Origin of the sequence: Streptosporangium sp. NPDC002721 (genome assembly GCF_042888905.1) — a bacterium.
Classification (GTDB): Bacteria; Actinomycetota; Actinomycetes; order Streptosporangiales; family Streptosporangiaceae; genus Streptosporangium.
On record NZ_JBIAQI010000004.1, the window covers coordinates 332,319 to 353,727 of the forward strand.

Annotated in this window: 18 protein-coding genes; 11 read left to right on the forward strand and 7 right to left on the reverse strand. The window is 70.9% G+C overall.

Annotation, left to right across the window (positions count from 1 at the left end; genetic code table 11):
• Window positions 1-82: 82 nt before the first annotated feature.
• Window positions 83-2,014 carry a DEAD/DEAH box helicase gene (locus tag ACFYWM_RS07620; protein WP_389910136.1) on the reverse strand — a complete coding sequence of 644 codons (1,932 nt, stop codon included), beginning with the start codon at window positions 2,012-2,014 and terminating at the stop codon, window positions 83-85.
• A gap of 373 nt (window positions 2,015-2,387) precedes the next feature.
• On the opposite strand from ACFYWM_RS07620, the gene ACFYWM_RS07625 reads away from it, so the two are divergent.
• Window positions 2,388-3,038 (forward strand): ferritin-like fold-containing protein, encoded by a 651-nt coding sequence (locus ACFYWM_RS07625; protein ID WP_389910140.1) that lies wholly within the window; start codon window positions 2,388-2,390, stop codon window positions 3,036-3,038.
• A 781-nt stretch (window positions 3,039-3,819) separates the two neighbouring features.
• Here ACFYWM_RS07625 and ACFYWM_RS07630 read toward each other — a convergent pair.
• The 6 genes from ACFYWM_RS07630 to ACFYWM_RS07655 all read right to left on the reverse strand — a co-directional run bounded on the left by ACFYWM_RS07630 (window position 3,820) and on the right by ACFYWM_RS07655 (window position 8,131).
• A complete protein-coding gene (locus ACFYWM_RS07630) occupies window positions 3,820-4,050 on the reverse strand; it encodes a DUF3107 domain-containing protein (RefSeq protein WP_389910143.1) in 231 nt (76 codons plus the stop codon).
• Window positions 4,051-4,211: 161 nt separating this feature from the next.
• Window positions 4,212-4,841: a TetR/AcrR family transcriptional regulator gene (locus ACFYWM_RS07635; RefSeq protein WP_362871581.1), complete on the reverse strand. Its 630-nt coding sequence runs from the start codon at window positions 4,839-4,841 to the stop codon at window positions 4,212-4,214.
• A 60-nt stretch (window positions 4,842-4,901) separates the two neighbouring features.
• The gene (locus ACFYWM_RS07640; protein ID WP_389910146.1) at window positions 4,902-5,198 is read right to left on the reverse strand and encodes a hypothetical protein; all 297 of its coding nucleotides are present in this window, start codon (window positions 5,196-5,198) and stop codon (window positions 4,902-4,904) included.
• 606 nt (window positions 5,199-5,804) lie between these two features.
• A complete protein-coding gene (locus tag ACFYWM_RS07645; protein ID WP_389910149.1) occupies window positions 5,805-6,158 on the reverse strand; it encodes a hypothetical protein in 354 nt (117 codons plus the stop codon).
• A 676-nt stretch (window positions 6,159-6,834) separates the two neighbouring features.
• Window positions 6,835-7,167 (reverse strand): hypothetical protein, encoded by a 333-nt coding sequence (locus tag ACFYWM_RS07650; RefSeq protein WP_389910151.1) that lies wholly within the window; start codon window positions 7,165-7,167, stop codon window positions 6,835-6,837.
• 643 nt (window positions 7,168-7,810) lie between these two features.
• On the reverse strand, window positions 7,811-8,131 hold the full coding sequence (locus tag ACFYWM_RS07655) for a hypothetical protein (RefSeq protein ID WP_389910154.1): 321 nt from the start codon (window positions 8,129-8,131) through the stop codon (window positions 7,811-7,813).
• 451 nt (window positions 8,132-8,582) lie between these two features.
• On the opposite strand from ACFYWM_RS07655, the gene ACFYWM_RS07660 reads away from it, so the two are divergent.
• The 10 genes from ACFYWM_RS07660 to ACFYWM_RS07705 all read left to right on the forward strand — a co-directional run bounded on the left by ACFYWM_RS07660 (window position 8,583) and on the right by ACFYWM_RS07705 (window position 21,378).
• A complete protein-coding gene (locus ACFYWM_RS07660; protein WP_389910157.1) occupies window positions 8,583-9,494 on the forward strand; it encodes an alpha/beta fold hydrolase in 912 nt (303 codons plus the stop codon).
• Between the two features lie 78 nt (window positions 9,495-9,572).
• Window positions 9,573-10,754 carry an adenylyltransferase/sulfurtransferase MoeZ gene (moeZ, locus tag ACFYWM_RS07665; RefSeq protein ID WP_389910159.1) on the forward strand — a complete coding sequence of 394 codons (1,182 nt, stop codon included), beginning with the start codon at window positions 9,573-9,575 and terminating at the stop codon, window positions 10,752-10,754.
• 249 nt (window positions 10,755-11,003) lie between these two features.
• Entirely contained in the window at window positions 11,004-11,738 is a 735-nt protein-coding gene (locus ACFYWM_RS07670) for a hypothetical protein (protein ID WP_389910161.1), read from the forward strand.
• Window positions 11,739-11,872: 134 nt separating this feature from the next.
• The gene (locus ACFYWM_RS07675) at window positions 11,873-13,192 is read left to right on the forward strand and encodes a S8 family serine peptidase (RefSeq protein ID WP_389910164.1); all 1,320 of its coding nucleotides are present in this window, start codon (window positions 11,873-11,875) and stop codon (window positions 13,190-13,192) included.
• A gap of 338 nt (window positions 13,193-13,530) precedes the next feature.
• Window positions 13,531-14,328, forward strand: coding sequence for a hypothetical protein (locus ACFYWM_RS07680; protein WP_389910166.1), 798 nt, complete (start codon window positions 13,531-13,533; stop codon window positions 14,326-14,328).
• Window positions 14,322-15,887 carry a S8 family serine peptidase gene (locus ACFYWM_RS07685; protein WP_389910169.1) on the forward strand — a complete coding sequence of 522 codons (1,566 nt, stop codon included), beginning with the start codon at window positions 14,322-14,324 and terminating at the stop codon, window positions 15,885-15,887. The genes ACFYWM_RS07680 and ACFYWM_RS07685 overlap by 7 nt, the downstream gene beginning before the upstream one ends.
• Before the next feature lie 129 nt (window positions 15,888-16,016).
• Window positions 16,017-16,367 carry a hypothetical protein gene (locus ACFYWM_RS07690; RefSeq protein ID WP_389910172.1) on the forward strand — a complete coding sequence of 117 codons (351 nt, stop codon included), beginning with the start codon at window positions 16,017-16,019 and terminating at the stop codon, window positions 16,365-16,367.
• On the forward strand, window positions 16,355-16,663 hold the full coding sequence (locus tag ACFYWM_RS07695; RefSeq protein WP_389910175.1) for an MGMT family protein: 309 nt from the start codon (window positions 16,355-16,357) through the stop codon (window positions 16,661-16,663). Before ACFYWM_RS07690 ends, ACFYWM_RS07695 begins: the two co-directional genes overlap by 13 nt.
• A gap of 145 nt (window positions 16,664-16,808) precedes the next feature.
• Window positions 16,809-19,709 (forward strand): CDP-glycerol glycerophosphotransferase family protein, encoded by a 2,901-nt coding sequence (locus ACFYWM_RS07700; RefSeq protein WP_389910178.1) that lies wholly within the window; start codon window positions 16,809-16,811, stop codon window positions 19,707-19,709.
• A gap of 757 nt (window positions 19,710-20,466) precedes the next feature.
• Window positions 20,467-21,378: an FG-GAP repeat domain-containing protein gene (locus tag ACFYWM_RS07705; protein WP_389910180.1), complete on the forward strand. Its 912-nt coding sequence runs from the start codon at window positions 20,467-20,469 to the stop codon at window positions 21,376-21,378.
• The last annotated feature ends 31 nt before the right edge of the window (window positions 21,379-21,409 follow it).

Sequence of the window (21,409 nt, forward strand, 5' to 3'; positions counted from 1 at the left end):
CGCTCCGTGCGTCCGGGAGGGGCCGGGAGCGTGAAAAGGGGCGCCACCGACATGGTCGCGCCCCTTCTCATGGTGACACTTGCTAGTTGGGGCGACGCGTTCCCCGCTGCTGCTGGCCGCCGCGCACCGGCGGGCGGCGGCGGCTCTGTACGCGTTCCGAGGCCGCCGAGGGGGCGATCTCGTCGTCGTCCGACGCCAGGTCCGGCGACTGGAAGATCACCGCGAACGGACTCGGCGGGATGATCTTCTCGGGCTGCGGCCGGGGCCTGGGAGCCTCCGCCACGGGCTCGTCGTCCCAGCGCTCCGCCATGGTGTCGTCGTCCTCTCCGTGATCCGTGAACTCCGACACCCGCTCCTCGGCCCACGACGGGGCCGCGGGAGCCTCCGGGACCGCGGGGGTCACGGGGGTCACCGAGGTCGCCGGGATGCCCGCCGCCTGCTCGCGCCTGCCACGGCGCTGCCGGCGGACCGGCTCCTCCGCCGGGGGCTCGGCGTCAACCGGGGCCACCGGGGCCGCCGGGGTCTCCGCCGTGCCGACGAGGCTCACCTCGGGGTTCAGACCGGCCTTGCGAGCCCGTCCCCTGCGGGGCGCGGTCTCGGCGGGCTGCTCGTCACGGGTGTCCCTGCGGGGTGCCACGTTCGTCTCCACCTCGGCGATCTCGACGACAGGGGGCTGGACCTCCTCGGCCACGACCGGCGCGGTGATCTCCTCGCCGGTACGGCCTCCGCGGGTGCGGCGACGCTCGCGGGACGTGCGCGCGGGGCGCTCGCGGCGCTCCTCGCGATCGTCGTCGCGTCCCCTGCGGGAGTCGTCGTCACGTCCCCTGCGGGGAGAGCGGGAGCGGATGCGGCCCGTCTCGCCGAGATCCTCGACCTCCTCGGCGGCCAGGCCCGCCCGGGAGCGGTTGGCGCGCGGCAGCACGCCCTTGGTGCCCTCGGGGATGCCCAGGTCGCTGAAGACGTGCGGGGAGGTCGAGTAGGTCTCGACCGGCTCGGGGAAGGGGAGCGAGAGCGCGTTGTTGATGACCTTCCAGCGGGTGAGGTCCTCCCACTCGACGAAGGTCACCGCCACGCCCGTCTTGCCGGCCCGGCCGGTGCGGCCGATCCGGTGGACGTACGCCTTCTCGTCCTGCGGGCAGTCGTAGTTGACGACGTGGGTGACGTCGTCGACGTCGATGCCGCGCGCCGCGACGTCGGTCGCGACCAGCACGTCGATCTTGCCGTTGCGGAAGGCCCGCAGGGCCTGCTCGCGCTGGCCCTGACCGAGGTCGCCGTGCACGGCCGCGGCGGCGAAGCCGCGCTCCTTGAGCTGCTCGACGACCATGTCGCAGGCGCGCTTGGTCTCACAGAAGATCATCGTGAGCCCGCGGCCCTCGCACTGCAGCAGGCGGCCGACGATCTCGATCTTGTCCATCCGGTGCGTGCGCCAGACGAACTGCGTCGTCTGCGGGGTCGCCTCGGCCTCGACGTCGTTGTTCTCGGCCCGCACGTGGGTGGGGCGGGTGAGGTAACGCCTGGACAGGGCGACGATCTCGCCCGGCAGGGTCGCGGAGAACAGCATCGTCTGCCGCTCCGCGGGGATGAGCTTGATGATGCGCTCGATGTCGGGCAGGAAGCCCAGGTCGAGCATCCGGTCGGCCTCGTCCAGGACGAGGGTCCCGATCTGGCTGAGGTCGAGGTGCTTCTGCTTGACCAGGTCGAGCAGGCGGCCCGGGGTGCCGACGATGACGTCGACGCCCTGCTTGAGCGCCTCGATCTGGGGTTCGTAGGCGCGCCCGCCGTACACGGTGAGGATCCGCGAGCCGAGCTTGCCGGCCGCCGTCACGAGGTCCTCGGTGACCTGGACGGCGAGCTCGCGGGTCGGCACGACGACCAGCCCGCGGGGCTTCTTGCGGTTCTTCCTCGGCTTGCCGACACGCTGCAGCATCGCCACGCCGAAGGCGTAGGTCTTGCCGGTGCCGGTGCGCGCCTGACCGATGATGTCCTGGCCGTTGAGGGCCAGGGGGAGTGCCATTTCCTGAATCGGGAACGGCGCGATGATGCCCTCGGTCTCAAGGGCATCGGCGATCTCTGGGGTGACTCCGAGGTCTCGGAACGTCGTCAGCTTGGCCTGCCTAAATCTCCGTTGAAGGCAGGCCTGCCGGGACCACGGGCAGAAAACGTGTTCCCCGTGCCGGGTCCTCGCGGAAGGTCCAGCCCTCTCATGTCATCAGCGACCGCTGCGGCGTCACGCCGAGCAAAGTTTGGGGGCGTCCGGGCGTGGATATCCCGGATTAACACGGTGCGGTCGCACTTTCACAGAGCAGTGTACTCGATACCACAACGGAGAACCGATTTCTTCGTATTCCCGGTGAATCGCGAGGCCCCTCAGCTCGTAGGCTGCGTCCATGAACGATTCCCCTCCCGGCGTCTCCGACCTGCTCGGCGTCCTCGCCTACGCCGAGCTGACCGCCTTCCTCAGACTCGCCGAGGACGCCACCCGGTACGCCCCCTCGCTGACCGATCAGGCGGCTCTCGGCGGCCTCGCGGCGGTCGAGTACGCCCACTTCGAGTTGCTCCGCGACCGGATCGCCTCCCTCGGGGTGGACCCCGAGAAGGCGATGGAGCCGTTCACCGGGGCGCTGGACGACTGGCACGCCCTCACCTTCCCCGGAGACTGGCTGGAGGCTCTGGTCAAGGCGTACGTCGGTACGGGGATCGCGCTCGACTTCTACCGCGAGGCGGCCATCGGCGTGGACGACCGGACGCGGGCCCTCGTCGACGAGGTCCTCGCGGACGAGGGGCGGTCGCAGTTCGCCGTCGAGCGGGTCCGCGCGGCGCTCCAGGAGGACCCCAAGCAGGCCGGGCGGCTGGCGCTGTGGGCCAGGCGCCTGGTGGGGGAGGCGTTGAGCCAGGGACAGCACGTGGCCGCCGCCAGGCCCGAGCTCGCGGCCCTGCTGGTGGAGGCGGCCGGGGAGGACATCAGCCGGATGTTCGCCCGCCTGACCGAGAAGCACGGCCTGCGGATGGCCGCCCTGGGGCTGACCCCGGGGCCGTGACGGGGCGGCCATCCCCACCGGCTCTTCCCGGGGGCTGTCTTCATCGGTTCTTCTGGGGCTGACCCCGGGCCCATGACGGGTGATCGTCTCCACCGGCTCTCCGGCCCTCGCGAATCCGGTTCCAGCCTCGTCCCCCCTTGTTCCTGCCCGGGTTTTGCCGGGTGGCGTCCGGCGTGGGCGCTCTGGCGAGGGTCGGTCCACCGAGGCGGCGAAGCGGGGTTCTCCGCCCCGCGGCGTGGGAGGGTCCGCTTCGCCTTTGGCGTGAACGCCGGAGCAGTGCGGACGAATCCGGTAGCGTGCGAGACATGAGGGCCTCGCGCCGCTATGGCAGTTCCTTGACGAGATGTGGGCCGAACCGCTGGACTTCGCGTCCCGTGCTGCGCAGGGGAGGCGCGGGCTGCCCGGCCATCAGCCGGGGGCGGGAGCATCTCCGCCGTGTCAGACGCCCGCGCTGCTGCGGGCTCGGCGAGCGGGACGAGTGCTCGGGCACCTGAGACGCGGGCGTTCCCATGGCTCGGGTTATCGGGTCAGGTGACCCGGGGTCGGGGTCCCCGCCCGGTGTCGATGAGACCGGTGTTCGTGGGACCGGCGTTCGTGAGCCTGGTGTTTTCGCTCGGCGTTCGTGAGCTCGACGTTCGTGAGCTCGGCGTTTTCCGGGGCCGGTGTTCCCGGGGCCGGTGCTCCTCCGGCCGGACGGGCGCGGGGAGCCCGAGGGCGCTCGCGCGGGATCCACGGACCGCGCCATGCCGTGAGAGACGGCCTGGCGCGAGCCCGGAATCCCTCAGAGCGTGCCGCCGAAGCCGACGGGGCGCGCCTCCTCCTCGCCGATCTCGATGAAGCCGAGTGAGGCGACCGGAACGATGATCTTGCGGCCGTTGACGTCGGTGATGGTGAGAACACCGCTGCTGGACGCGAGAGCGGCACTGACCTCGCTCTCGAGCTGCTCGGCCGTGAGATCGGTCTCCACTACGAGTTCACGGTGTACGGAACGTACGCCGATCTTGATTTCCATCGTGCTCCCTTTTCGATGAGGGTTGCTCGTCCCATGGTCACCCCAACGGGGATCCGACGCGCCGGTTGATCGCGCCAAGCGAACAGGTGATCGCGGGCGAACGGGCGGGAGGGAAACAGGCCCGAGCCGGTGCGGGAGCCCGGGAGCGGCCCGGAAGCCGCTCAGTGGTCGGTGACGGTGCGGGGGAAGCCGGAGATGCCGCGCCACGACAGGCGGGCGATGAGCTGGGTGGCCGCGTCCTTGGGGATGGAGCCGTTGCTGCTGATCCAGTAGCGGGCGCTCACCTCGGCCATGCCGACGAGCCCGACACCGAGCAGGCGCGCCTCGTCGCTGGAGCAGCCGGTGTCCTCTTGTATGACCTGGCTGATCATCTCGGCGCTCTCGCGGAGGTTGCGCTCCATGCGCTGGCGCACCGGGGCGACGTTACGGAGATCGGACTCGAACACCAGCCGGAACGCCTCACCCTGGCTGGAGACGAAGTCGAAGAAGGCGCCGATCGCGGCCTGGACGCGCTGCTTGTTGTCCGTGGTGGAGGCGAGGGCGTCGCGACAGCGGGCGATCATGTCGTCCACGTGCAGGTCGAGCAGGGCAAGGTAGAGCTCCTGCTTGCCGGGGAAGTGCTGGTAGAGGACGGGCTTGCTGACCCCCGCCCGCTCGGCGATCTCGTCCATCGCGGCCGCGTGGTAGCCGTTCTCCACGAACACCTCCTGCGCCGCGCTGAGCAGCTGGCGGCGGCGGGCCGTCCGGGGCAGCCGGGTGCCCCGGGGCTTGGCGTCCGGGGTTGCGGTCACGTGGTCTCCTCGGGTCAAGCTCCTGGCGTCTGGGGCCATCCTACGCGTGGGTAACCGAGGTCAGCGATAATCGTCCTCGTCGAGCTCGACGGTGCGCCGCTGCTCGAAGGCGTCCGCGGGATCGGCCTCCAGGGGGATGGAGTCGGGCCACTCCGACCCCTCCTCGCGCGCCGCGCGGCTCTGCTCGGCGGCGTCGGCGGGGTCGACCTCGATCGGGAGGTCGACGGGCGCGTCAGGGCCGTTGTCGCGCACCGGCCGGTGTTGCTCGGCCGCGTCGGCCTCGGGCGTCTCGATGGAGAGCTCCTCGGGAAGGTCGTCGACCGTTTCCCCGTACGATCTGTCGCCGCGCGCGTTCATGTGTGACATCCCCTGTCGTCATCCGGGCTTCGGCACGTTCCCTCTCCTGACCCGGTTCCTGCAAACGTCGGGCATGGCCCAGCGTACGACCTCGGGTGCCGCGCGCTGAGAAAGACGCGGCGTCGGATCACGTGTGGCGGCACCTGCCGCGTCGACGGTGTTTCGCGGCCGCCCGGTGGTGTTCACCGATACGAGTACGACATGCGGAGTGGAAGCCCGGTGGAGGGGCCGCGCGGGAAGGCCGGGGCGAGAGGGGGGCGAGGGGCCTGAGGGGGATGCCGGTGCGGGCGGGGGGCTCTCGCGCCGGGCGCCGGAAATCACGGGGCGGGGGCCGGAAATCACGGGGCGGGGGCCCGCGGTCGGAAAACCGCGGAGCCCCCGCCCGTGATTCGTGAGAAATGATGATTCGCACTGTGTTGAGAGTCGGAATCCCGGGAATCTGCCCCCGGCTTTCCGTGCTCACCGTCCGGACAGGCGTTTCTCCGTGGAATGACGCCGTCCTGGCGAACGCGGGATTCCTACTTCTCCGTAACGGTTCCGGAACCGATCTGAAAAGCGGCCCCAGCCGTTGTCGGCCTCGTATTCCGATCCCGTGTCAAGCGGGGATCAGGAAGCGGCGGTCGCGGGCGGAACCACGCCACCGCCCGCGGCGCCGTCGTCCGCGGCACCGAGGCCGCCGTAGAGCGGCACGAGGCGGTCGGAACGGGTCCTGTTGTCCAGGCGGTTGCGGTTGCAGTTGTCCTGGTTGAGCGTGAGCCTGAAGCGGTGGTGAGTGCGACGGTAGTGGTGGCGGCGACCGCAGCAGCCGCCGCCGCCCCAGGTCGTGAAGGTGCCGGCGGTGACCGCGGTGGTCATCGCGTTGGCGCTGGTGACGGTGGTCGCCGCGCCCATGGCGACGATCCCGCCGGCCAGTGCCGTGCTGATCGCGAGCCCTGCGAGGACACTCTTGAACTCGGGCATTGCGTTTCCCCCTTGAAAGGATCGATTTACCAATTTTTGGCATTTCCCGTATGAGTCGGAAATTGCCAGAGATGGCTAGAGATGACCGGTGTTGAGCCATCCCTGGTTGTCATAGTTTCCTTGTATGTCTGCCGACAAACGGAGATCGGGGGCTTTTACTCTACTCTTAGCTATTTATCGTCGATGTTGGATGCTTATTGATGGCTTTAAAGTGAAATGTATTTAATGTCTGATTTGTCTTCGAGGGCGAAAGGGGCACGGGTATTGGAGGGGCGGGCCGGTGCCGCGGCCGGTGTCGCCGCGGTCCCGGCGCCGGGTGTCGTGGTCCAGGGGTTCCGAGGGGTCTCCCGGAGGCGGCCCGCCGCCGTACTTCGGCCCCGGGGAAGGGCCGTGTGCCGGAAGCGGGGTGCGACACACGAGGGCCCCGCGGCTCGAAAGCCGCGGGGCCCCGCTGTGACTTCGTGAATTGAGAACTCGCACTGTGTCGAGGATCGGGTTCCCGCCGTCGCCGTTCCGCCGGTGTTTCCGGGTGGGAAATCCGGCCGTGGCGGACGCGCGGATCCTGATACCTCCGTCACGGTCCCGAAGCCGCGGGAAATCGCGGATCCGGCCGTGAGTGATCTGATCCTTCGACCGCGCCGCGCCCTTTCAAGGGCGTGCGGTCCCGGCCGGGCGACTAGCCGGCAGCGGCGAGGCCTCCGCCGAGGAGCGGCACGATGCGGTCGCTGCGGTTGTCGTTGATCAGCTCGTTGTCGTTGTTGTTGTGGTTGTTGATGATCAGCCTGAAGCGCTTGCGGCTGTGGTGACGGTGGCAGTGGCCGCCGCCGCCGCAGCAGCAGCAGCGACGTCCGTAGCCGCCGCCACCGCAGGTCGGGAAGGCGGCGGCGGTGACCGTGGTGGTCATCGCGTTGGCGCTCATGACAGTGGTCGCCGCGCCCATGGTGACGACCCCGCCGGCCACTGCCGTGCTGATCGCGAGCCCTGCGATGACGCTCTTGAACTTGGGCATTGCGTTTCCCCCTTGAAAGGACTAATTACCCCTGTTTTTGACATCTTCCGTATAAACCGGAAATTGTCAGAGATTGCCGGTGATGGGCGATCCCTGGTTGTCATAGTTTCCTCGCATGTCTGCGGACAAACAGAGATCGACGGCTTTTGCACTCCTCTTAGCTATTTATCGTCGATGTTGGATGCTTATTGGTCGCTTTGAAGTGAAATGTATTTAATGTCGGATTTGTTCTCAGGGAGCGGGAGTATGGAACGGGACGTCTCCGGCCGGTGGGCCGGTGCGGTCCTCGCGTGCCGGTGCCGGGGTGGGCGGGAACCGGGGCGGGGTGACAGAGGAGTGTGGGACGGTGGCGGGAAAGGCGGTGCACGAGGGCCGGGGACGCGCGAAGGCCCCGCGGTCCGGAAACCGCGGGGCCTCGCCGTGACTTCGTGAATTGAGAACTCGCACTGTGGTGAGGGTCAGGTTTCCGCCGTCACCGTTCGGCCGGCTCGCCTGGGTGGGAAGCGCCGCTGCGGCGAATGCGGGGGTCCTGTCCCTCCATCACGGTTTCGAGGCCGCGGGAATCGCGGGTCGAGCCGTGAGTGGTTCCGTCCTCTGGCGTTACCGCGCCTCCGCAGGGGACGCGCGGCCCTGGTTCGGCGAACTATTCGGCGCCGAAGGTCAGGGGACGGACGCGGTCGCTGCGGCTGTCGTTCCGCAGGTAGTTGTCGTTGTTGTTGTGGTTGTTGATGATCAGCCTGAAGCGGTGGTGGCTACGGCGGTGGTGGCGGTGGCCTCCGCAGCAGCGTCCGCAACCGCGACGCCAGCCACAGCCGCCGCCCCAGGTCGGGAAGGCCGCGGTGGTGATCGCGGTCGTCATCGCGGTGGCACTCGTGACGGTGGTCGCCGCGCCCATGCCGACGACTCCACCGGTCAGCGCCGTGCTGATCGCGAGCCCTGCGATGACGCTCTTGAACTTGGGCATTGCGTTTCCCCCTTGAAAGGATCGGTTCCCCGATTTTTCGGCGTTTCCCGTATAAGACGGAATTGCCGGAGATGGCGGGTGATGAGCCATCCCTGCTTGTCATGATTTCCGCCCATGTCTGGTGAGAAACGAGAATCGAGGGGTTTTGCCCTCCTATTATCTATTTATGACTGGTGTTGAACTCTTATTAGTTGTTTTGAAGTGAAATGTCTCTAATGTCGTATTTGTTCGGCGGGGCGAGCGGGATCCGGCCGCCGGAGCGGCGCCCGGCGGCCGCGGACGAGGCCGGGGTGCCGTCGAAAGCGCCGTCGAATTAATGCCGATAAATCGTGTAATAAAAGACATCTGGGGAAAGCGACCTTATGTGTCTTTTGTGGTAACCGGAGGCTGTCTCCCCGGCACGGCACGGGCCGAACTATCGTGGAAGGGCAGTGGAATGACAGGAGGACGCGTGGTGAACAGCCCAATCCCCAACTGGCAGGGCGAGATGATCGACCTCGGCGACCGGCGGGTCCACGTGCGGTCGACGCCGCGAGGGCCCGCCGAGACCGCCGTCTACGTGCACGGTCTCGCGGGTTCGGCGACCAACTGGACCGACCTGATGAGCGAGCTGTCCGGAGTGGTGACCGGACACGCCGTCGACCTGCCCGGCGCCGGATACTCGCCCGAGCCGCCCGGTGGCGACTACTCCGTCGACGCCCACGCCCGGACCGTCACCGCCCTGATCGAGCGGGTCTCCGACACCCCCGTGCATCTGTTCGGCAACTCCCTGGGCGGCGCCGTCTCGGTGCGGGTCGCCGCCACCCGCCCCGACCTGGTCCGCTCGCTGACCCTGATCTCACCGGCCCTGCCCGACCTCCTGCCCCGGTACGGCCCGGCGCGGGTGGCGCTGTCCACCGTGCCCCGGATCGGCGAGTGGGCGGCGGGCCGGCTCACCCTCGTGCCCGCCGAGCGCAGGCTCGGCGTCACGCTCGCCATGTGCTACGCCGACACGGGGCGGATCCACCCGGACCGGCTCAGGGAGGCGGCCGACGAGCTGCGCCGCAGGGACGGCCTGCCGTACGCGGTGGACGCGCTGATCAACTCGGCCCGGGGCATCGTCGCCGAGTACTTCAGGCGCGGGGAGACGAACCTGTGGCGGCAGGCGGCCATGGTGACCGCGCCCACGCTGGTCGTCCACGGCCGCCACGACCGTCTCGTCAACCCCCGGATGGCCGCCCGCGCCGTTCGTACGTTCCAGAACGTGCGGCTGATGCTGCTGCCCGACGCCGGGCACGTGGCCCAGATGGAGTTCCCCGAGCGGGTGGCCCGCGCGGCCCGGCTCCTGATCGCCGAGACGGTCCTCGCGCCGGTTGGGGAATGACGGGGGCACCGGGTTAGGTTGTGAGGGGAGCGTGCTGTGCCCAGCCGCATCGAGAACCCCTGAAACGGGAGCAGAACTGTGTCGTTGCCACCGCTGGTAGAGCCGGCAGCCGAACTGACCGTCGACGAGGTGCGCCGTTACTCGCGCCACCTGATCATCCCGGACGTCGGCATGGCCGGGCAGAAGCGCCTGAAGAACGCCAAGGTGCTCTGTGTGGGCGCCGGAGGCCTGGGTTCCCCCGCGCTGCTCTATCTCGCGGCCGCGGGAGTGGGCACGCTCGGCGTCATCGACTTCGACGTGGTCGACGAGTCCAACCTGCAACGGCAGGTCATCCACGGCCAGTCCGACGTCGGGCGCCCCAAGGCCGAGAGCGCCGCCGACAGCGTCAAGGAGATCAACCCGCTGGTCAAGGTGGTCGTCCACAACGAGGCGCTCACCACCGACAACGTGATGGAGATCTTCGCCGCCTACGACCTGATCGTCGACGGCACCGACAACTTCGCCACCCGCTACATGGTCAACGACGCGGCCGTCCTCCTCGGCAAGCCTTACGTCTGGGGTTCGATCTACCGCTTCGACGGCCAGGCCAGCGTCTTCTGGGCCGAGCACGGCCCCTGCTACCGCTGCCTCTACCCCGAGCCCCCGCCGCCCGGCATGGTCCCCTCGTGCGCCGAGGGCGGCGTGCTCGGCGTGCTGTGCGCGTCGATCGGCTCCATCCAGGTCAACGAGGCCATCAAGCTCCTCGCGGGCATCGGCGAGCCGCTGGTCGGCCGTCTGATGATCTACGACGCCCTGGAGATGAACTACCGCTCGGTCAAGGTCCGCAGGGACCCCGAGTGCGTGCTGTGCGGCAAGAACCCGACGGTCACCCAGCTGCTCGACGACTACGAGGCGTTCTGCGGCGCGGTCTCCGAAGAGGCCCAGGAGGCCGCCTCCGGTTCCACGATCACCGCCGCCGAGCTCAAGTCCTGGCAGGACAAGGGTGAGAACATCTACGTGATCGACGTCCGCGAGCCGAACGAGTACGAGATCGTCTCCATCCCCGGCGCCGTGCTCATCCCCAAGGGCGAGTTCCTCAACGGCTCCGCCCTGGAGAAGCTGCCGCAGGACAAGAAGATCGTCCTGCACTGCAAGTCCGGCGCCCGTTCCGCCGAGGTCCTGGCGGTCGTCAAGAGCGCCGGCTTCTCCGACGCCGTCCACGTGGGCGGCGGCGTGCTCAGCTGGATCAAGACGGTCGACCCGAGCCTGCCCGCCTACTGAGGTCTGCCAAGGCCTGCTGAGGCCTGCCAGGGGCCTGCCAAGGGCCTGCTGAGGCAGGCCCGAAGGCCCCGCGCGACCTGCGCCCCGTGGAGCACCCGCTCCGCGGGGCGCTCGCCGTTCGGAGGGATTCCACAAGGGGTCTGCCGATGGGCTTAAAGGGTTCCGCCGAGGTCACCAAGTGCTCTCCACACTGACGGATCTGGACGGAACGGCGGATGACACCCGCCGCACCGCATTAAGGTCGGGATCGTGAATGAAGTCCCACGTCAGCGGCGGCCTCCGTGGCCGACGCTGGTCGTGGCCTCCGCCCTGACGCTGCTCTGCGCCATCGTGGCGGGGGTGGCGAGCAGCGCCGCGGCGACGGAACTCACCAGGGGGCCGACCCAGGCGGAGCTCGACCGGGCCGCCCTCGACGAGGTCGCCAGGCGCTGGCAGGCCTGGCCCGCCGGGCGTGTCTTCCCCGCGACCGTCCCCTACGCGGCGGAGCAGGGTGGCGAGGAGAAGGCCCGCCGGGTGGGCATCTCGCCGGAGACCCGCTGTGACGGCGCGGTCGACGCCAGGTTGCGCAAGGCGCTGCGGCGGGCGGGCTGCCTGGGCGTACTGCGGGCCACCTACATCGACGCGCTCCAGGGGATCGTGGTCACCGTCGGCGTCGCGGCCTTCGCGGACGAGCTCGGCGCCACCAGGGCCAGGGCGGCGCTGCCCAAGGGGGGCGCCCCCTCACCCGGGCTCCGGGCGCTGGCCTTCCGCGGCACCGTCACCGACCGGTTCGTCTCCGCCGGGCGCCAGGCGGGCCTCGTCCGGCAGGCGGGCCCGTACGTGGTGATGGCCACGGTCGGGCAGATCGACGGACGGCCCGCCAGGGCGGTCGGCGAGCAGCGGCCGACCCTGTTCGCGTTCACCGGGGACATCGCCGACCGCATCCTCGCCGACCTGTCCATGCCCGCCCGCCCCGACTGCGTCTCCACGGAGTGGCGATGCTGACCACGCCGAGGCGTCTCCCCGCGGCCACCGGACCGCTCGCGAGGGCGGAGCCGAGGAGGCCGGTGGCCCCGGTGGTGCCGACGGCCCCGAGACTCTTGGCGGCCCTGAGACTCCTGGTGACACTGAGGGCACTGGTGACACTGAGGGCGCCGGTGTCGCTGAGGGGATCCAGAGCACTGAGGGCGCTGGGAGACGCGGTGGCGCGGGCGATGCCGGTGCTGCTGGCGGCGGTGGCGGTACCGGCGGTCCTGGCCCCGGTCCCGGCCGCGCGGGCCGACGACGTCAGGGACAGCCAGCGGGAGGTGCTGCGCACCCTCGACCTGCCCGCCGCCTGGCGGATCTCCGAGGGCAGGGGGGTGACCGTGGCCGTGCTCGACTCCGGGGTGGACCGCGACCACCGCGACCTGGTCGGTTCGGTGACCGAGGGCAAGGACTTCACGGCCGGGGCCAACCCGCCGGGGGTGAGCCCCCTGAGGCTGCACGGCACGTACATGGCGTCGCTGATCGCCGGGCACGGGCACGGGCCCGGCGGGGCCGACGGGGTGATCGGCGTCGCGCCCCGCGCGAGGGTGCTGTCGGTACGGGTCATCCTGGAGGACGAGGAGCCGGGGTTCCGGGAGTTCAACACCGCCGAGCGCTACGAGAACGTGGTGGCCAGGGGCATCAGGCACGCGGTGGACCGCGGCGCGGACGTGATCAACATGTCGATCTCCAAGGAGCTGGCGACCAGGGAGGAGCGGTCGGCGATCCGCTACGCGATCTCCAAGGGGGTCGTGCTCGTCGCGGCGGCGGGCAACGAGGGCGCCGAGGAGACGGACGCCAGCGGTTACGCCCCCTACTCCTACCCGGCGGCCTTCCCCGGGGTGGTCTCGGTCGCCGCGACGGACCGCGGGCTGCGCCGGGCCTCGTTCTCCAACCGCAACCCCTCGGTCCTGGTGGCCGCGCCGGGGGTGGACATCCTCGGCGCCGGCCCGGGGGACGAGTACTGGGTCGGCCGGGGCACCTCCCAGGCGACCGCCCTGGTGTCGGGGGTCGTCGCCCTCATTAAAGCCAAATATCCGAAAATGTCGCCCGCGCTGGTCGTGCAGGCGATCACCGTGGGAGCCACCAGGCGGCCCACCGGCGGCTACGACACCGGCACGGGCTTCGGCGTCGTCAACGCGACCCGGGCCCTCGCCGCCGCCGCCAGGATCTCCCGGCACACCCTCACCGCCGAGGGGGCGGGGGGCGCCGGTGGGCACGACCCCGCCCGCCCGCTGGGCCTGGCGGTCGAGCCGGTGCGGGTCGTCCACCGCGACCGGGACCGGATCACCCTGTACGGCGGCGTGGCCGTGGCCGCGGGGCTCGGCGCGGTCGTCTCCCTGATCGCGCTCGCGGTGTTCGTCGGCCGTACGCGCTCGCCGGGGGCCTTCGAGAAACCCGGGCCCGACCCGGTCGCGTCACCCTGGCCTTAGCCCGGCCGTGAGCCCGGCCGCTGCATCCCGGCCGTGAGCCTGGTCGTGAGCGCCCGGTGCCGGGTGGGCCCCCGAGCTCGGCCCCGACCTCCGGTTCGACCTGGGGAGTGTCGCGAAAATGCCCGCCGCCGATAGGGCGGAGGGGTCCTTCGACGTAGCATCGGAGTATGTCGCAGCAAGGGCGGTCCCAGGAGCCGGAGCGGCCCCTGGGAACCCCCGCCCCCCGCGCTCGCGGTGGCTGGCCGCCGTCAGGTTCCCGGGTGGGCGGCATCGGCGGGTCCGGCGCAGGCCGGGTCCGGCGGACGCCCGTGCCGGGATCCTCCGGCAGGCGGTCCAGGGTGCGAGCCTGGCCGGCGGCGGGCCGCGACCGCGCGGCGGTCAAGCGGGCCGAGATCGCGACCTTGGAACAGGGCATCCGCTTCCGTACGATCTTCCTCATCCTGATGGGCACGATCCTCGCCATCGCCGCCACCAACGTGCTGACCGGTACGGTCGGGCTGGTGCGCGAGACGAGCTCGCGCCCGCTGACCTCCGCCGAGCAGGCCCGCTACATCCAGGACGACATCGCCGGCCGCTGGCACACCTGGACCGCCGACCTGGTCTTCCCCGTCGAGCTGCAGTACATCGGCCTCGGCAGGGTCCAGCAGTACGCCCGCAGGGTCGGTCTCGCCCCCGAGGTGGCCTGCGCGGCGGGAACGGACGCGTCGGTGGGGTCGGTGCTCTCCGAGTACGGCTGCCGCACCCTGCTGCGGGCCACCTACGTCGACCAGACGTCCTCGTTCGTCTTCACCGTGGGCATCGCCGTGCTCGCCGACGAGGAGCGGCGGATCGCCGCCTCCGCGCAGCTGGCCGTGGACGACCGGGTGGGAGTGCGCCCGGTGGCCTTCCCCGGCACGGCGACCGAGCTGTTCGGGGCCGCGCAACGCCAGCGCAACGCCTGGGTGGGCGTCGGCCCCTACATCGTCTTCTCCACCGCCGGATACACCGACGGCCGCACCCGGCAGTCGGTCGCCCCCGAGGAGATCCTGCACAGCGAGCTGTGGCCCGCGGCCCAGGCGGTCGCGGGGCGCATCGCCCGCGCCCTGGGCGACGAGCCCAGCGCCGTGCCCCAGTGCACCCAGGGGAACGTGTGCTGAGGCGGCGGTTCTGGGCGGCGGGGGCGCTGGTCGCGCTCTCGGTGGCGGGTCCGGTCCCGGTCGCCGCTCCGGCGACGGCCGCCCACACACTCGCGGGACCCGCGTCGACCACGCCACGGGAGGCCACGCCACGGGAGGCCACACCACGGGAGGCCGTACCACCGGAGGCCGTACCACCGGAGGCCGTACCACCTGGGATCACGCCACCGGTGGCCACACCACCTGGGATCGCGCCGCCCGGGGTCGCGCGGCCGGAGGTCGTGCCGCCGACGGCCATGCCGCCCGGGATCGCGCCGCCGGAGGCCGTGCCGCCGGAATCGACCGCGCCGCCCGAGCCGGCCGTGTCGGCCGCGCCGTCGGAGTCGGCGCCGCCCGGGTCGGCGCCTCCCGAGGGTGCCGCGGACGTGCGCGAGGGCCAGCGCTGGGTGCTGGAGATGCTCAACGCCGAGGAGGCGTGGAAGGTCACCAAGGGGTCGGGCGTCATCGTGGCGCTGGTCGACAGCGGGGTGGACGACCAGGTCGCCGAGCTGCGGGGACGGGTGATCTCCGGGCCCGACATGGGGTCGATCAGGTTCGACAGGGAGACCCCGGACGCCGGGCGGCACGGCACCGCGATGGCCTCGCTCATCGCCGGGGCGGGCAGGGGCGAGGAAGGCCTTCTCGGCGTCGCGCCCGAGGCCAGGATCCTCTCGCTGCCGCTGATCGTCGAGGAGCGCCCCGAGGACGGGACCGCCCTGCCCCAGGAGGACCTGCGCTCGCGCGACGACAGCCCGCTGGCCCGCGCGATCCGTTACGCCGCCGACCACGGGGCCAAGGTCGTCAGCATGTCGCTGGGCGCCTACGGGCCGCACAAGAGCGAGCGGGAGGCGGTCTCCTACGCGCTGTCCAGGGGCGTGGTGCTCGTCGCCGCCGTGGGCAACGACGGCGACTCCCAGTACGCCATGGACAACGCCACCTCCTTCTGGAACTTCCCCGCCGGATACTCCGGGGTCATCGGGGTGGGCGCGGTGGACGAGCTGGGCAAGCCGGCCATGTTCAGCAGCGACAACCTGTCGGTCCTGGTCTCGGCGCCGGGCGTCGACGTGCCGGTGGTCGTTCCCGGCGGGAAGTACGGATCCTCGGAGGGGACGAGCTCGGCGACCGCGCTGGTGGCCGGGGTCGCCGCCCTCATAAAAGCCAAATATCCCGATATATCGCCGCAGATGGTGTCGCAGGCCCTCACCTCCACGGCGACGGCGGGGCCCGCCACCGGCTACGACGACCACCTCGGGTTCGGTGTCGTCGACGCCGCGGCGGCCCTGGCCGAGGCGGGCAGGCTGATGTCAGGCGCCGCGGAGGTCCCGGTGCCCGACGGCAAGCACTTCGGCGACGGCACCCTGCCCACCGAGCCCAGCAGGCCGGGCCCGGAGCCCGCGCGCCTCTGGCTGTACGGCGTGGGCCTCGCGGGCGGCCTGCTGGCGTTCGCGGGGGCCGTGGCGATGCTCAACCGGCACTCCGGCAGGGAGGGGCCGATGACGACGGTCTTCGAACCGGTCCGGCGCGGGAGATCGCGAAGGTAACCGTAATTCGACTGCGATTCGAACGCGTTTTGGACACCGTTCGGATGCGGTAGCCCGGATGTCTGGATTCACCCCACGGAAAACCTGGAACGTTCGCTAGTCTCGCGCGTTATGGGGTACGAGTTGCGCGTGGAGCGCCCTGCGCCTCTCGCCTTCGCGGAACTCGCGACTGTGCTGGGGCAGGCGGGGTTCGAATTCAGGGGCTCGCAGGAGTCGGGGGAGATCCTGGCCCGCCACAACGGCGCGGTCCACGCCATAGCGCTGTGGAACGGCCGGCTCACCGGCGCCCCCGGATCCGACTGGCAGGTCGCCCAGCTGGCGCGGGTGTCCGCCCTTCTGGGAGCGCGCCTGGTGGGCGAGGACGGCGAGTCCTACGCCATCCGCGGCGGCCTGGTCGAGCAGCTGAACGGCTCGGCGGCCTACGAGTTCGGCAAGCTCGACGAGATCCTCTCCGCCGGACCGACCGTATGGAGCCAGTAGGCCACCCCACCCCGTACGCCGAGCGGGTGCTCGACCTGGTCGAGCGCATCCCGCCGGGAATGGTGATGTCCTACGGCGACATCGCCGAGTACCTGGGCGAGGGCGGTCCGCGTCAGGTCGGCCGGGTGATGTCCACCTGGGGCGGGGGAGTGCCCTGGTGGCGCGTCGTGCACGCCGACGGCACCCCGCCGCCCGGCCACGAGCAGCGCTGCCTGGTGAGCTGGCGCGAGGAGCGGACCCCGCTGAGGGGCGCCCGAGCCGACATGCGGGCGGCCAGATGGGACGGGAACCCGTAGATCGTGCGGCGGGCCCGCGGAAAACCCGCCAGATCACAAATGCCTGTAAATCCCGCAAGCCCGTAAATCGCGGCGTAACCGGCCCTGCCGCGGCGCACTACCATGGCCTAGGACAGCGCTCTGTCCGAAAGGCGGTGCTTTCCCCATGGCCACCGGCGCCACTCCCGCACGATCCAGCGGCGACCCCGTCGCTGATCGTCTGCGGGCTGTCCAGGATCTCTGCGACCGGGGAGAACCACTCGACTCGATCATGGCCGCGGTGCTGGCGGACGGGCTGAAACCGGCTGAGCGGCGCCGCTTCGACGCCGACGCGCTGGCCGGCCCCCTGGGGTCCCGGCTGGAGATCGCGGCCAAGCGGGGTGCCGCCAAACGCCGCGAGTTCGTCACGCTCCTGAAGCCGTACGTGACCGGTGTCGACGCGAAGGTCAAGCGCGACCTCCCGGTCGCCCGCAGGATCGCCTTCCACCTGATCGAGCATCGGGGGATCGACGACCTCGCCGACGGCGACGCGCTGCAGAAGCTCGTGACCGCCGCGGCCGAGCCGTCCAAGCGCGTCCGCAAGAGCCTCCGCTGGTACGCGGACCTGCCGCTCCAGGACGAGCTGCCCGAGGCCCTGTACCGCCTGCGGGCGGCCGACCTCATCCCGGTGACCCAGATCGAGGACATCTCCTGGTCGGGCGGGCGGCTGCGCATCGGCGGCCACGCCTACCTGGCCGGGCTGTCCGTGCGAAGCCGCCGCTTCAACAGGGCGAGCGTGGTGCTGCGCGGCCCGCGCTGGCTGCCGCCGGTGCGGCTGCGCACCCGCAGGACCTTCCACCCCGAGGCGACCCACGGCGCGGAGGAGGCGGGCTGCAACTACGACTGGTCCGGCTTCACCGCCGAGATGAGCCCGTGGCCGCTGCGCTGGCGTTCGGCCGTACGGGCCGTGGTGCGCGGGGGCAAGCGGCTGCTGCGCCGCCGCGCGACCGTACAGGACACGACCACCTGGCGGGCCGAGATCGTGATCTGGAGCCGGGGCGCCCGCGCCGGCGGTCTCCTGCGCGGCCCCTCCACCGGCCGCACCGAGCGCCCGGCCGGGCTGGACCTCGGCAAGGGCTGGTGGATCCGTCCCGTCTGGACCTCCGACCGCGCCCTGCAGATCGTGCTGCAGCCCACCCGGGCCGAGCTGGCCGGAGTGCGGCTGGCGGGCGAGCGCCTGGAGGTCGAGGTCTTCCTGCCGGGCAAGGGCGTGACCAGGGGTCAGGCCCGCCTGGACGGCCACCGGATCGCCGCCGACTTCACGCCCGTCGAGGGCGGCACCACCGTCGTCGTGCCGCTCGCGACGGCGTCCCTGCTGCAGGAGCGCGACGGCGGACGGCTCTGGATCGAGCCCAAGGGCGACCCCGCGGCCTCCGTCATGATCGGGAAGGCCCGGGAGAGCCGTACGGTCGTCGGCGACCGGGAGATCACCGTGCTGCGCGACCGGCGCGACCGCGTGAGCGTCTCCGCGCACCGGATCCGCCCGGTCGTCGACGCGGCGACCTGGGACGAGCGGGGCGTGCTCACCCTGGAGGGCTCCTACCCGGGCTCCGGGGAGGCCGCGCTCACCCTCAAGCACCGCAGCGGGCTGATCCACGCCATCCCCCTGGAGCGCGAGGACTCCCGCTTCACGGTCAGGGTCGCGCCCGCCGCGATGCCCCGCTTCGGCGACACGGCCCCGCTGAGCAGCGGCACCTGGAGCATGGCGGTCCGCGACGCGGCCGGGCAGATCGTCCCGTTCCGCGTCGACCACGCCATCCTCGACGGGCTGGACGAGGACACGAAGATCCTCGACGGCCGCGAGTACCGCCTGATCTCCACCCGCTTCGACATCCCGGTGCTGTCGGTCGCCGAGCACCTCCCCGACGACGAGAAGGGCGCCGGCAGCCTGTTCGCCCTGCGCCGGCACTTCTACCCCGCCGAGCGGACCCGCGAGCTGAACGACGCGACCGTCTACGCCGCCTACGACGGGCGGCAGTACGAGGGCAGCGTCCGCGCGGTCTACGAGGAGCGGGTGCGGCGCGGCGACGCCGGCGAGCACATCTGGGTGGTCAAGGACGGCGCGTTCGTGCCCCCGGGTCCCGAGGCGCTCGGTTTCGGCACGGGCGCGGGCCCGACCGTGGTGCGCGCGGGCAGCCGCGAGCACTACGCGGCGCTGGCCCGCTCGCGCTACGTGGTGACCAACGGCTTCCTGCCGCCGTGGTTCCGTTCCCGCGAGGACCAGGTCGTCGTGCAGACCTGGCACGGCACCCCGGTCAAGCGGCTGGGCAACGACCTGCCGCACATGTCCCGCGACCCCAAGCCGCCGGCCTGGCACCGGCAGGCCGTCGAGGTGCGCGGCTGGGACCTGCTGGTCTCCCAGAGCCCGTGGGCGACCCGCGTGCTGCGCAAGGCGTTCGGCTACCAGGGCGAGGTCCTGGAGAGCGGCTACCCGCGCAACGACGTGCTCGTCGCCCCCGACCGCGACGAGCTGGCCGCGGCGGTACGCGCGCGGCTCGGCATCGCCGCGGACGCCAGGGTGGTGCTCTACGCGCCGACCTACCGCGACTACGACCGCAAGAACGCCTCGATCCGCCTGGACCTGGCCGAGGCGCACCGGGTGCTCGGTCCCGGCCATGAGTTCCTGATCCGGGGCCACTCGATGCAGGCGGCGCCGAACGTGCGCGCCGGGTTCGGACGTGACGTCACGACATATCCGGATATTACGGATCTGCTGCTGATCACGGACGTGCTGATCACGGACTACTCGTCGGTCATGTTCGACTTCGCGGCGACCGGCAGGCCGATGCTCTTCTTCACCCACGACCTGCAGCGTTACTCGTCCAAGCGGGGCGTCTACCTCGACCTGGCCGCCGAGGCCCCCGGGCCGCTGCTGTCCACCGGGGCCGAGGTCATCAAGGCTCTGCGGTCGATCGACGAGGTGGTCGCCGCCCACGCCGAGAAGTACGACCTCTTCCAGCGCACCTACGCGCCCCGCGACGACGGCAAGGCGACGGCGAGGCTCGTCGACCACGTCTTCCCGACCTGAACCGTCCCGCTTGAACCGTCCCGCCTGACCGCCTCGCGAGGGTCAGGATGATCCGACCGGCTCCGGGGGCCGTTTCCCACAACGGGAAACGGCCCCCGGAGCCGTCTCGGGGCTTCGACCGGCTCCCGGTCGCCTCGTGATCCCTGAGCGGTTCCCGGTCGTTCCTGTCCCTCTCGCGGGCTCCGGCCGTTTCCGGTCCTTTCCCGGCCGTCTCGGCGCTCCTGCCGTCATCTTGGGTTGTCGGTACCTTTCCGCAGGTCAGAGGGATATGATCTTGCGGGGCACGTGAGGCGCACGGGCTGGTGTTCACGGCATATTGCGGCGAACGTGTGGTCAGGTGCTCCGGCTGCGGTGATGTCCATGAACCGCCTGCCTGCCGGGGTGCTCGGCGGACGCAGCGGGCTCGTTACCCGTGGCGGTCATCCTCACCCCGCTGGAGGCGGCGCTGACCGCGACCGTCATCCTGGCCGCCCTGTACGCCCCGGACCGATCGGTGACCGGGCCTTCCGCGTGCTGCCCCGGACCACCCTCCCGGAGAAGACGCCTGGTCCAGCTCGCGAGCGACCGGAGCGCTCATGCTCGGCATGACAGAACCTGATGTGTGCGGTCCCGGACCGGCCTCGGGTTCCGGCCGTGGGGTGTGAGCACTGCCGGAACGGGCCGCCCCTGCAGCCGTGCCCCACTCCTGCGGGCGATCGCCGCCCTTGATCGCCCACAGCCCCCGGATCATCATGGGGCCAACGCATCGGAGGATCACATGTGGCATCGCCGCCGCGTCATGGGCGCCGCGCTCCTGACGCTCATCGCCCTAGCCTTTCCCTTTCCCTTTCCCTTACCCGCCGCCCAGGCGCAGCCGGAGAGCAATGACCGGCTCGAAGCGGTCGTGGACTGGGACGGCGACGGCCACCAGGACCTCCTCACGTGGCACTCCAGCGGCGCGCTGAGGCTGTTCCCCGGCGTCAGCGCCCGCGACTGGAGCTACAAGCCGCCGTTCACCATCGTGGAAGGCTGGTTGCAATACGCCCAGGTGCGCACGGCGGCCGACTGGGATCGTGACGGCCACCAGGATCTGATCACCGCGGACGGGCGGGGCATCTATCTGCATCCAGGCGACGGCGTGAAGGCGCAGGCGGCCGCAATTAAGATCAGCAGCAGTAGCGGCAACTTCGACGTCCGTGACGCGGCCGACTGGGACCGCGACGGCTTCCAGGATCTCATCGTCTACGACAGGAAGTCCGGCGACATCTTCATGATCCCCGGGCACGGCAAGCGCGACGAGGTCTCGTCCCCCTGGGTGCTGATCGCTCGTAACTTCGGGGACCACGACCTGCGGGGCGTCGCGGACTGGGACGGCGACGGCCACCAGGATCTGCTGCTCGTGGAGTACGACACCAAGCTCCTGTGGCTCTATCCCGGCGAAGGCGTGCGCGGCCTGAGCCGAGAATCGGGCGTCATGATCAGCGGCGGCTGGAACTGGTTGCCGGACTTCCCCTGGCCCTGCGCGGTCGCGGACTGGGACGGTGACGGCCACCAGGACATCATCGCCGGATACCTCCTGGGCTTGCCGGACCGGTATTCGGACTTGTGGCTCCATCCCGGCGAGGGTCTGCGTGGCTGGAGCGCGCAGGAGCCGGTCCGGATCCAGTCCGGGATCTACTGCCACTCATGAGGAACGGCGAGCCCGGCCGATCGGCCTGGCT